Origin of the sequence: Polaribacter sp. WD7, assembly GCF_003335085.1 — a bacterium.
Taxonomy (GTDB): domain Bacteria; phylum Bacteroidota; class Bacteroidia; order Flavobacteriales; family Flavobacteriaceae; genus Polaribacter.
The window spans coordinates 629,954-642,006 of the sequence record NZ_QPEJ01000018.1 but is presented as its reverse complement, the minus strand read 5'-3'; the positions used below and the strand labels follow the sequence as shown (position 1 = coordinate 642,006).

The 12,053-nt window shown below is 30.2% G+C and carries 12 protein-coding genes; 6 read left to right on the top strand and 6 right to left on the bottom strand.

The genetic code is table 11. From position 1 onward, the window contains the following. Window positions 1–190: 190 nt before the first annotated feature. The gene (locus DUT90_RS12180) at window positions 191–1,306 is read left to right on the top strand and encodes a VWA domain-containing protein (protein ID WP_114427454.1); all 1,116 of its coding nucleotides are present in this window, start codon (window positions 191–193) and stop codon (window positions 1,304–1,306) included. 30 nt (window positions 1,307–1,336) lie between these two features. Here the strand turns inward: DUT90_RS12180 and DUT90_RS12175 are convergent, their stop codons facing one another. The 3 genes from DUT90_RS12175 to DUT90_RS12165 are packed head-to-tail and all read right to left on the bottom strand — an operon-like array spanning window position 1,337 to window position 3,566. Beyond that, complete coding sequence (locus DUT90_RS12175; protein ID WP_114427453.1) at window positions 1,337–1,762, bottom strand: secondary thiamine-phosphate synthase enzyme YjbQ; 426 nt, start codon at window positions 1,760–1,762, stop codon at window positions 1,337–1,339. A 6-nt stretch (window positions 1,763–1,768) separates the two neighbouring features. After that, entirely contained in the window at window positions 1,769–2,722 is a 954-nt protein-coding gene (locus DUT90_RS12170) for a carbon-nitrogen hydrolase family protein (protein ID WP_114427452.1), read from the bottom strand. A gap of 52 nt (window positions 2,723–2,774) precedes the next feature. Continuing rightward, on the bottom strand, window positions 2,775–3,566 hold the full coding sequence (locus tag DUT90_RS12165; RefSeq protein WP_114427451.1) for a DUF2797 domain-containing protein: 792 nt from the start codon (window positions 3,564–3,566) through the stop codon (window positions 2,775–2,777). Window positions 3,567–3,646: 80 nt separating this feature from the next. On the opposite strand from DUT90_RS12165, the gene DUT90_RS12160 reads away from it, so the two are divergent. The 5 genes from DUT90_RS12160 to DUT90_RS12140 all read left to right on the top strand — a co-directional run bounded on the left by DUT90_RS12160 (window position 3,647) and on the right by DUT90_RS12140 (window position 8,819). Beyond that, a complete protein-coding gene (locus tag DUT90_RS12160; RefSeq protein ID WP_114427450.1) occupies window positions 3,647–5,155 on the top strand; it encodes a GH3 auxin-responsive promoter family protein in 1,509 nt (502 codons plus the stop codon). Between the two features lie 29 nt (window positions 5,156–5,184). Then, window positions 5,185–7,059, top strand: coding sequence for a mucoidy inhibitor MuiA family protein (locus tag DUT90_RS12155; protein WP_181858199.1), 1,875 nt, complete (start codon window positions 5,185–5,187; stop codon window positions 7,057–7,059). Window positions 7,060–7,089: 30 nt separating this feature from the next. Beyond that, window positions 7,090–7,647: a Crp/Fnr family transcriptional regulator gene (locus tag DUT90_RS12150; RefSeq protein WP_114427448.1), complete on the top strand. Its 558-nt coding sequence runs from the start codon at window positions 7,090–7,092 to the stop codon at window positions 7,645–7,647. Between the two features lie 63 nt (window positions 7,648–7,710). Next, window positions 7,711–8,244 carry a hypothetical protein gene (locus DUT90_RS12145; protein WP_114427447.1) on the top strand — a complete coding sequence of 178 codons (534 nt, stop codon included), beginning with the start codon at window positions 7,711–7,713 and terminating at the stop codon, window positions 8,242–8,244. Further along, window positions 8,241–8,819: an NAD(P)H-dependent oxidoreductase gene (locus DUT90_RS12140; protein WP_114427446.1), complete on the top strand. Its 579-nt coding sequence runs from the start codon at window positions 8,241–8,243 to the stop codon at window positions 8,817–8,819. Before DUT90_RS12145 ends, DUT90_RS12140 begins: the two co-directional genes overlap by 4 nt. On the opposite strand, the gene DUT90_RS12135 is transcribed toward DUT90_RS12140, so the two are convergent. The 3 genes from DUT90_RS12135 to queA form a co-directional block, all read right to left on the bottom strand. Then, entirely contained in the window at window positions 8,820–9,797 is a 978-nt protein-coding gene (locus DUT90_RS12135) for a polyprenyl synthetase family protein (RefSeq protein WP_114427445.1), read from the bottom strand. Between the two features lie 69 nt (window positions 9,798–9,866). Next, a complete protein-coding gene (gene rlmN, locus DUT90_RS12130; RefSeq protein ID WP_114427444.1) occupies window positions 9,867–10,907 on the bottom strand; it encodes a 23S rRNA (adenine(2503)-C(2))-methyltransferase RlmN in 1,041 nt (346 codons plus the stop codon). A gap of 67 nt (window positions 10,908–10,974) precedes the next feature. Continuing rightward, window positions 10,975–12,024, bottom strand: a complete 1,050-nt coding sequence (queA, locus tag DUT90_RS12125; RefSeq protein ID WP_114427443.1) for a tRNA preQ1(34) S-adenosylmethionine ribosyltransferase-isomerase QueA — start codon at window positions 12,022–12,024, stop codon at window positions 10,975–10,977. Between the last annotated feature and the right edge of the window lie 29 nt (window positions 12,025–12,053).

The window sequence follows — 12,053 nt, the reverse complement described above, 5'->3', positions numbered from 1 at the left end:
AACATGTTTTTACAGAAAGCTAAGGTTATACTCATAAAAAAGACCTATTAACTAACTCAAAAACCTTTTTACGCACCGTAAAGTGCGTTTTACTCATTGCTCTTTTTTTATTAAGAATATTGGCATTACTATTGAATCTCTTTTTAACAAACAAATTACTTATTATTTGTATACTCTAAAAAACATCATTATGAAAACATTAGCATTAAAAGTAATTACCATTTTCTTTATAAGTATAACTTCACAAAATATTGCTGCAGAAAATTTTAAAAAACAGACCATTAAGGTTGCTTTGTTACTAGATACCAGCAATAGTATGGATGGTTTAATTAACCAAGCTAAAGCCCAACTTTGGGAAATAGTAAACGAACTTTCTTATGCCAAATATGGTATTCAAAAACCAAATTTAGAAATTGCTTTATATGAGTACGGAAATTCAACTTTACCTAGTCAAGAAGGATTTATAAGACAAGTTTTGCAATTTAGTAGTAATTTAGATGAAATTTCAGAAAAATTATTCTCCCTAAAAACTAATGGAGGAAACGAATTTTGTGGACAAGTAATACAAACTTCTTTACAAGAATTGTCTTGGGGGAATCATAAAAATGATTTACGCCTCATTTTTATTGCTGGAAATGAACCTTTTACACAAGGAAAAATCAACTATAAAGAAGCAGTTAGTGAGGCAAACGAAAAAGGTATTTTAATCAATACTATTTTCTGTGGAAATTACAACAACGGAATTTCTGGGATGTGGAAAGATGGTGCAGATTTAGGTGGTGGAGATTATATGACTATTAATAAAGATAAAAAAATAATACATATTATTACACCTTATGACGATGAAATTATCATTTTAAATAAAAAACTAAACGCTACATATATTCATTACGGGGTTAGAGGATATACGAGTTACTATAACCAACAAGCTCAAGACAACAACGCACTATCTTTAAGTAAAGAAGTTGAAGTTAAACGAGCGATCACCAAAAGCTCTAGATTGTATGAAAATTCATCTTGGGATTTGGTAGATGCAGATAAAAAACAAAAAATAGATTATTCTAAAATTGAAAAATCTAAACTACCTGCTGAATTGAAAAACAAATCAGAATCGGAAATTAAAGCATACGTTAAGGTAAAAGCAAAAGAGCGTACGAAAATTCAAGAAAAAATTAAAGCTTTAGATAAAAAAAGGAGACTATATATTGCAGGTAAACAAAAAGAAGGCAATCAAAAAGACCAGCTAGACAATGTTATGATTAAAGCAATAAAACGTCAAGCTAAATTAAAAAATTATATTTGGTAAATAATTTATTTTTAGATGTAGTAGAAAGTTTTAGGCAACTCCGTAAGCAGTTACTACCAACTTTCTACTTCCTCCGTAATTTCTATGTTCACACAAATAAATCCCTTGCCAAATCCCTAGGTTTAGACTTCCATTTGTAATAGGTATTTCTACTGAGCTACCCAATAGTGAAGCCTTTATATGCGCAGGCATATCATCACTACCTTCGTAAGTATGTATGTAATATGGAGCGTTTTCTGGAATCATTACATTTAGATGTTTTTCAAAATCTAAGCGTACAGTTGGGTCTGCATTTTCATTAATGGTTAAACTTGCAGAAGTATGTTTTACAAACACTTTTAAAAATCCTTTTGCAATGGTTTTTACTTCTGGAAATTGATTTACTATATCTTCAGTAACCAAATGCATCCCTCTAGAAAAGGGACGTAACTGTATTTCTTTTTGCTCAAAAATCATAGCAACTTATTCGTCAAAAGAAACAGTGCTTTGTCGTTCTCTATTTACGTGTAATTTGGTAACATCTGGTCTAGAATAATGTCCTACACAGTCAAAATTTTGACGTTCTTCTAAAACGCTATTAAAATCTAATGTTTCTATAATTAGCCCTTCTTTGTGCAGCACAGGTGGTACCAACCATTCGCCATCTGGTGATGCAATACAAGAACCTCCGTTAGCTAAAACATCTGGAGCATCTTTTACAATCTTATCATAATGAGGTACATCTTTTGGAAAATCTGATTTTTGCATTAAACTAGATACAGAAATTACGTAAGAACGAGATTCTCTAGCTATAAAGCGGGTAATATCTTTAGTATTATGATCGCTCCCTGGCCAAACAGCAATATGTAAATTTTCACCTAAACCATATAATGCCGTTCTTGGCAAGGGCATCCAATTTTCCCAACAATTTAGTCCACCAACTGTAAATTCTTTAAGAGGATGAACTTGCAAACCATTACCATCTCCAGGAGCCCAAGTTAGACGTTCATCATACGTAGGTTGTAGTTTACGATGTACAGATTTTATTTCTCCTTTAGGATTAACATATACCAAAGACGCATATATACTATGCCCGCCTCTATTTTGAGCACGTTCCATTATCCCTAAATAAATAGCTATTTTGTGTTCTTTTGCCAATTTGCAAACAGCATCTAACTCACCTTTTTCTATGGTTATTGAATTCAGAACATAATGTGCGTGAATTTCTTTATTGGTTTTTGTATTCCATTCTGCACCACCTGTTAACGCTAACCAAAAAGGATAACCAGGTAATAAAGCTTCACCAAAAACAATAAGTTCACAATTTTCTTTTGCTGCTTCTAAAATTGAGTTTTCAATTTTTTCTAATGTTTTTGTTTTGTTTAACCAAACTGGTGATATTTGTGCTAGTGCAACTTTAAGTAAATTATTATTCATCTTTTAAAAATTTAAAATTAAAGAGTCGTAGCGATCTCTTTTTCTTTACAAATTATACTTCTATAGAAACTACAAGACCTTCATTACTCCTTATATTAAAAACAGTTTCGTTTTCAAATATAAAATATTGCCCTTTTACCCCAACCAATTTGCCAGTATATGTGGGTGTTTTTTCTAAGTTTAAACTTTTGGGTTTTTCTGGATATTTATGAACAGGAAAATTTAAATTTGTTTCAGTATTATTTTCAATAAAATATTCCTTTGCTTCATCAGGAATATATTGTTTTAACTTTTCTCTCCAAACTACCAAATCTTCATCTTCTATATCATTTTTTAGCATTTTTCGCCAATTGGTTTTATCTGCCACGTGTTCTTTTAAAGCTATTTCTGTAATACCCGCTAAATACCTATTGGGTACTTCTACTATTTCTATGGCTTCATGAGCTCCTTGATCTATCCAACGTGTGGGTACTTGTTGTTTTCTAGTTACCCCAACTTTTACGTTACTAGAATTAGCTAAATACACAATATGTGGTTGTAATTGCACTCTTTTTTCGTAGTCTAAGTCTCGGTCTTCTTCATCTAAATGCGCTTTACTTAATTCTGGTCTCATAATCCAATCTGCAGCCTGAGGAACATCAAAAAAACAAGATTTACAAAAACCTTGTCTATAGATTTTTTTATCTAGATGACAATTTAAACATTCATATTTTACAAATGAAATCGTAAATTCTTTATTGAGTAACTGATTCACATTCAAAAAATCAACCCCCATATCTAAATAATATTGAATGGTGTCTCCATTTTCTGTAATCATTTTTTTTAAAACTCCTTGGTAGGTCATCTCACAAATTTTAGTATTTTTAGCAGGTAACTTTTAGAATACAATTCTAAAGTCTAACTAAACAAACTTACGAATTTTCTATGGCGTTTCAGATCATCAACTCTATAATTTCTTGGTTTTTAAAGAAACGTAAGCATCAAATGGAATTGTTTTTAAAATATCCTAATGATGTTCAAGAAGAATTACTTTTTAAACTTTTGCATACGGCAAAAAACACAGAATATGGAAAAGAAAATGGTTTTGCTTTTATAAAAACGTATGCAGAATTTGCAGAAAAAGTACCCATTCAAAAATATGAATCTTTTGAGCCTTTAATAGAACGTTGTAGAAAAGGTGAACAAAACCTATTTTGGCCTACAAAAATTAAATGGTTTGCAAAATCTAGTGGCACTACTAATGCAAAAAGCAAATTTATTCCTGTTTCTGATGAAGCTTTGGAATACTGCCACATGAAAGCCGGAAAAGACATGTTGTGCTTGTACATTAACAACAACCCTAAAACCCAGCTTTTTGTGGGTAAAGGACTGCGTTTGGGAGGAAGCTCTGAAGTGTATAAAGACAATAATTCTTATTTTGGAGATTTATCTGCTATTATTACAGAAAACTTACCCTTTTGGGCAGATTTTAGCTCTACACCTAGTCAAGAAGTGGCTTTAATGAGCGAATGGGAAACCAAAATGGAAGCCATAATTGAAGAGACAATTCACGAAGATATTACAAGTTTGGTTGGTGTACCTAGTTGGATGCTTGTGTTATTACAACGTGTATTACATAGAACAGGTAAAAATAATATTTTAGAGGTATGGCCAAATCTAGAAGTTTACTTTCATGGAGGTGTAAACTTTAACCCATATAGAGAACAGTATAAAAAAATTATTCCTAAAGCAGATTTTAAATATTACGAAACCTATAATGCTTCTGAAGGTTTTTTTGCGATTCAAGACAGAAATGGTTCTAAAGAATTATTATTAATGCTTGATTACGGAATTTTTTATGAATTTATTCCAATGTCACAATACAAAGGAGAAAATTCTGTGGCAATACCAATTTCTAAGGTAGAAAAAGGAATAGATTATGCTCTTGTTATTACTACAAACGGAGGCTTATGGCGTTATATGATTGGAGACACAATACGTTTTACTTCTCTTGAACCTTATCGAATTAAAATTACAGGTAGAACCAGACATTATATTAATGTTTTTGGTGAAGAATTAAATATTGAAAATGTTGAGGATGCTTTAAAGTTAACTTGCGAAAAAACAAATTCTCTAATTAAAGAATATACTGTAGGACCAATTTTTATGGACGGAAAAGAGAAAGGTGGTCATGAGTGGATTATTGAATTTGCTCAAAAACCAGAAAGCATAAATTATTTTACTGAAATTTTAGACAATTCATTAAAATCTATCAACTCAGATTACGAAGCAAAACGTTATAAAAATATGACATTAACTTTACCAAAGGTTCATATGGCAAGAGAAAACCTTTTTTATGATTGGTTAAAGAAAAAAGATAAATTAGGAGGGCAACATAAAGTACCAAGATTATCAAATACTAGAAATTTTTTAGAAGAATTATTAACCCTATAAACACAATTACTATGCAAAAAGTACTGTTCTTGCTTTTATTTATATTATCATTTACTATTTGTAATGCACAAGATATTATAGAAAAAAAAGTAACCTCTACCGTTTCTAAAGCTACAGTATTTTTAAATAGCGCACAAGTTACTCGAACCAAAAATATTGCAATTACAAAAGGAGTGCAAATTTTAAAGTTTATAGATTTATCTCCCTTTGTTGATAAAAAAAGTATTCAAGTTAAGATAAATAATGTAGAAATTCAATCTGTTAATTTTCAAAAAAACTACCAAAAATTTTCTACAAAAAGTGAACAACAAAAGACTTTTGAAAACCAATTAGAGGCTTTAATTTTACAGATAAAAAAAGAAAATATTAACTTAAATATTGTAAATGAAGAAATTTCTTTTTTAAAAAGCAATAAAAATATAAAAGGAAATCAGACCTTAACAGGTGTTGTTTTTAGAGATGTAAAACAATATTACAGCTCTCAAATTAAAACCTTGTACAACAAGCAATTTACTTTAAAAGCAAAAATTAAAACATTGGAAAAAGAGAAAACTGCTATTAAAAAGCAGATAAACGATATGTTTGTTGAGAAGGAATTTCCTACGGGTGAAATTTTTATTAAAATAACCTCTTCTTCTTCAATAAAAGTACCTGTAACACTTACTTACAACGTAGCCAATGTAAGTTGGTACCCAACATACGATATAAAATCAAAAGATATCGATTCTCCTCTAACCATTGTATACAAGGCCAATGTAAAGCAAAATTCTAAAGTAAATTGGACTAACGTAAAACTCAGTTTTTCTTCTGCAAATCCTTCTAAATCTACCAAAGTAGGCGTATTAAAACCTTATTTTTTAGATTACGGTACAAGACCTCCAGTTTATAACAACAAAACAGGAGAAGTAACAGGAACTGTATATTCTAGAGAAGATAATGCTCCTTTACCAGGAGCAAATGTTTTGGTTAAAGGAACTTCTATAGGAAGTACAACAGATTTTGATGGAAAATTTACCATTAAAGTACCAGATAACGCAACAGAACTAGTATTTTCTTACTTAGGCTACCTACCAATAACTAGACGTATTACTAGCAATATGGGTAGTATTTTTTTAACTGAAGATAATAATACTTTAGAAGAGATTGTTGTTACAGGTTACGCAACAAAAAAACAGAAAAAAGGTAATCTTGGTAAAGTATTACAAGATAAAACAGCTGCCGTAGCCATAAGAGGAATAAACAGTATAAATGATCCAGAAACAGACTATGCTATACCTACAGCAAAAACTGAAAACCAAACTTCTGTAAGCTTTGAAATTGTAAAACCCTATACACTACCATCTAGCAATAAAGATTATGTTATTGCAATGAAAACATATACCAATACTGCAGAATACACCTATTATAGTATTCCAAAAATTGAGAAAAACACATTCTTAATTGCTACTCTAAAAGATTGGGAAAAGATGAATTTATTAGAAGGAGAAGCCAATATTTATTTTGAAGATACATTTATTGGAACATCCTTAATTGATACAAGATCTGCGGAGAAAGTATTAGAAATTTCTTTAGGAATTGATAAAAATGTAACTATTTCTAGAAAAAAATTAAAAGATTTTACTACAAAACAATTTATTGGGAATAAAAAAGAAGAAGACAGAACTTATCAAATTATTGTAAAAAACAATAAGCAGCAAGAAATAAATATTACTATTTTAGACCAAATACCAATTGCTAAACGAGAGGAAATTACTGTTACTTTAGATGAAAATTCTTCTGGAAAATTAAACAAAAAAACTGGTGAAATTAAATGGAATTTTACTTTAAAACCTAAAAACTCTAAAACAATGAATTTGAAATATAGAGTTCGTTATCCGAAAGGATTTAAAGTTTTTTTAGATTAATAAACATCTTAAATTATCTCTAAAACAATTATGAATTTTTTTGAAGAAAATATCCATCTAATGGAAGGGATTTCAGGTTTTGAGGAAGCTTTTCAAAGTATTATGAAATATAAAAAATTTCCTAAAAACACCATATTACATGAAGCAGGAACTATTTGTGACGATTTTTATATCATTATCTCAGGAATTGGACGCGTTTTCTTTTACAAAGAAGATAAAGACATTACCTGTCATTTTGCAGCTGAAAATGAAACCATGACTGCCATTGATAGTTTTATCCAAAGAAAAAAAAGCAAATATTGTGTAGAAGCTTTAGAGGAATTAGAAGTATTTAAAATTTCTTATTTCGATTTAGAAAATTTACTGCTAATCAACCCAGAATTCGAACGTTTTGTTCGTTTATTTATGCAACATGCTTATGTTGAATTAGCAGATAGAATTGGTGATTTACAATTGAATACGGCTCATGAACGCTATGAAATTCTACTAAAAAAAAGTCCTTATTTGTTTCAAAGAGTTGCAGCAAAGCACATTGCTTCTTTCTTAGGTATTTCTCCAGAAACATTAAGCAGAATTCGCTCAAAGTGATTTCTTGACAATTATCAACAAGATTTTATTTTACATAAAATACATTTGTAAAAAATCTTATAAATGACAATTGAAAAATCGCTTCAAGCGTTTTACAAAAAGAATAATTTTAAACCAGATGGTGGAGAAAATGATGCTTACTTTTCTTTAAAATTTAGATACTTTAGTATAAAGTTACCTAATTTATCTTTCCGGAAAAATGTTATTTACATCCATGATATTCAGCATATATTATTTCAAAAAGATACCAGTTGGAAAGGAGAAGCTTTTATTGCTGGTTGGGAAATTAGCACCAAAATATGGAAACACTTACCTATTGGCATTATGAGCTTATGGGTCATGGGTTTTTCTGTATTAAATCATCCTAAAGATCTATTAAAAGGATATAAAACAGGCATAAATTCTATTGGTATTATCAATTTAAATTTACAGAAAAAGCAGCTACTTAACATGCCTGTTGACAATCTTAAATCTTTGATAAAAAAAGAAGAAACCATATCTTTTAATTGGGTGCTTTTTGTTTTCTGGGTTTTATTAAGTCTTATTATTTTTTTATCCCCTCTACTTTTACTAGCAATATTTATATCTGTACTATGAAAAAAACACTTATAATTAACGGACATCCTGATAAAAATAGTTTTTGTTATGCTTTACACAACGCCTATAAAAAAGGAGCACTAAAAGCAAATGTAGAAATACAAGAAATACATGTTCGTGATTTAAAATTTAATGTAAACTTAGAATTTGGGTATAATAAACGAACTGAGTTAGAACCTGATTTACTTACTGCTCAAGAAAAAATTAAATGGGCAACTCATATTGTATGGATTTATCCTGTTTGGTGGGGTTCTTACCCTGCAATTTTAAAAGGATTTATTGATAGAGTTTTCTTGCCTGGTTTTGCTTTTCAAAAAAGAGAAAATTCAGTTTGGTGGGATAAGTATTTTACAGGTAAAACCGCAAGAGTCATTTCTACTTTAGATCAACCCAACTGGTATTATAAGTGGATTAATAAACAACCTAGTAATGCTGCGATAAAAAAATTAACTTTAAATTTTATTGGCATCAAAAAAGTAAAATTTACAACAGTAGGTTCTTTACGCTTATCTACAGATACTTATAGGAAAAAGTGGTTAGATAAAGTACAAAAATTAGGATCTATGCATAAATGATTAAATTTTACGCTCAACAACGTAATCAATCATTTGTACTAGAGATTTTTTGTAATCAGACTCTGGGTAAGTGTCTAAAATAGCCAATGCTTTATTTCTATAATCGTTCATTTTAGAAATGGTGTATTCTATTCCTCCGTTTTCTTTTACAAAGGCAATTACTTCTTTTACTCTTTTCTTATCTTTATTATGTTTTTTGATAGAGTTTATAATCCAAGTTTTGTTTTTTTTAGAACATGTATTTAGGGTATAAATTAGAGGCAATGTCATTTTTTGCTCCTTAATATCTATACCTGTTGGTTTTCCTATTTTTTCATCAGAATAATCAAACAAATCATCTTTTATTTGAAAAGCAATTCCAATATATTCTCCAAATTTTCGCATTTGTTGTATTACGTCATTTTTAGCACCTACAGAGGCAGCTCCTATTCCGCAACACGCAGCAATTAAAGTAGCCGTTTTTTGACGAATGATATCAAAATATACATCTTCTGTAATATCTAATTTTCTTGCTTTTTCTATTTGTAGTAACTCACCTTCGCTCATTTCACGAACAGCAATAGAAATCAATTTTAACAGGTCAAAATCTTCATTATCAATAGACAACAATAATCCTTTAGAAAGCATAAAATCACCAACTAAAACAGCTATTTTATTTTTCCAAAGAGCATTTACAGAAAAAAAACCTCTTCGTCTGTTAGAATCGTCTACAACATCATCATGAACTAAAGTAGCGGTATGAATCAACTCTACCACAGAAGCTCCCCTATACGTTCTTTCATCAAAACCTCCTTTAGAAACCATTTTAGCTACTAGAAAAACAAACATTGGGCGCATTTGCTTTCCTTTTCTACGAACAATATAATACGTAATTCTGTTTAATAACGGAACTTTAGACAGCATTGAATCTTTGAATTTATTTTCAAAGAGTTCCATCTCATGTTTTATAGGAAGTTTTATCTGTTCTACAGGCTTCATGCTACTACAAAAATACAAATTATAAACAAGACTCCTTAATTAAAGGATTCATATAGACCTAAGGAAACGTTAAGATTTATTTGCCAATTGTCCGCAAGCAGCATCTATATCTTTACCCCTACTTCTTCTAACATTTACAGTAATATCATGCATTTCTAAGTTAGAAATATAATTATTAATGGCTGCATTACTAGCTTGTTGAAATTCGCCATCATCTATTGGGTTATATTCTATTAGGTTTACTTTACAAGGCACATATTTACAAAAGTCTACCAATGCTTTTATGTCTTCTTTACGGTCGTTAATTCCGTTCCAAACTACATATTCATACGTTATTGCTCTTTTTGTTTTTGCGTACCAATACTCTAAAGATTCTTTTAAATCTTGTAAAGGAAAGGTAGTATTAAAAGGCATGATAGAGGTTCTTACTTCATCTATTGCTGAATGTAAAGAAACTGCCAAATTAAATTTAACTTCTTCATCTGCCATCCTTTTTATCATCTTTGGCACACCAGATGTAGAAACAGTGATTCTTTTAGAAGACATACCCAAACCTTCTGGAGAAGTTATCATTTCTATAGATTTAAGGACATTTTTATAGTTCATCAAAGGCTCTCCCATTCCCATAAAAACAATATTAGTCAATTTATGATTGTAGTACAATCTACTTTGTTTATCTATGATAACAACTTGATCATAAATTTCATCAGGGTTTAAATTACGCATCCTTTTTAAACGTGCAGTTGCACAAAATTTACAATCTAAACTACAACCTACTTGACTAGAAACACAAGCTGTAGTTCTTTTTTCTGTGGGAATTAACACAGATTCTACCACTAAACCATCGTGTAACTTTATACCATTTTTAATAGTACCATCTGCACTTTTTTGCATAGAATCTACCTTAATATGGTTAATTACAAAATGCTCTTCTAACATTTCTCTAGTTTTTTTAGAAATGTTGGTCATTTCCTCAAAATTATGCAAAGCCTTACTCCACAACCATTCGTAAACTTGATTTCCGCGAAATGCTTTATCGCCATTCTCTACAAAAAAATTTCGTAGTTGTTCTTTAGTTAATGCTCTTATGTCTTTCTTTTGAGTTTTCATTGATGTGCAAAAATACAAAACCTCACAAGAAACTTGTGAGGTTTGTGAGTTATCTGATGAATATGTTTTATATGATTAACATTGCATCTCCATAGGTAGAGAATTTATAGCCTTCTTTAATGGCTTCTTTGTAAGCTTCCATAAGAAGATCGTATCCTGCAAATGCTGCAGTCATCATCATTAATGTAGATTTTGGTGGATGAAAGTTAGACACCATTGAGTTGGCAATACTAAAATCATAAGGAGGAAAAATAAATTTATTAGTCCAACCTTCATAGGAATTTAACTGATGATTAGCTGAAACTGAAGATTCTACAGTTCTCATTACAGTAGTTCCTACAGCACAAATTCTTCTTTTTTCAGCTTTGGCTTTATTTATTCTTTCTGAAGCAGCATTAGGTATAATAATTTGTTCAGAATCCATTTTATGTTTCGATAAATCTTCTACTTCTACAGGGCTAAAAGTACCTAAGCCTATGTGTAATGTAGTTTCTGCAAAATCTACTCCCTTTATTTCTAAACGCTTTAATAAATGTTTAGAAAAGTGCAACCCAGCTGTAGGTGCTGCAACTGCACCTTCGTGTTTTGCATAAATTGTTTGGTAACGTTCTTCGTCTTCTGGTTCTACTTCTCTGTTTATAGATCTTGGTAATGGTGTTTCTCCTAGTTCTAGTAATTTTGCTCTAAATTCTTCATAAGAACCATCAAACAAGAAACGTAATGTTCTACCTCTAGAGGTAGTATTGTCTATTACTTCTGCTACTAAACTATCGTCTTCCCCAAAAAATAATTTGTTTCCAATTCTAATTTTTCTTGCAGGGTCTACCAAAACATCCCACAATCTATTTTCTGCATTTAGTTCTCTTAGTAAAAAAACCTCAATTCTAGCACCAGTTTTTTCTTTATTACCGTACATTCTAGCAGGAAAAACTTTTGTATTGTTTAACACTAAAACATCACCTTCATCAAAATAATTAATTAAATCTTTGAACATTTTATGCTCAATAGTACCTTCTTTTTTGTTGAGAACCATTAAACGAGATTCATCTCTATGTTCTGCAGGGTATTTAGCAATTAATTCTTCTGGTAAGTCAAATTCAAAATTGGATAGTTTCATACGTACATTTCTTATAAAGGCTGCAAATA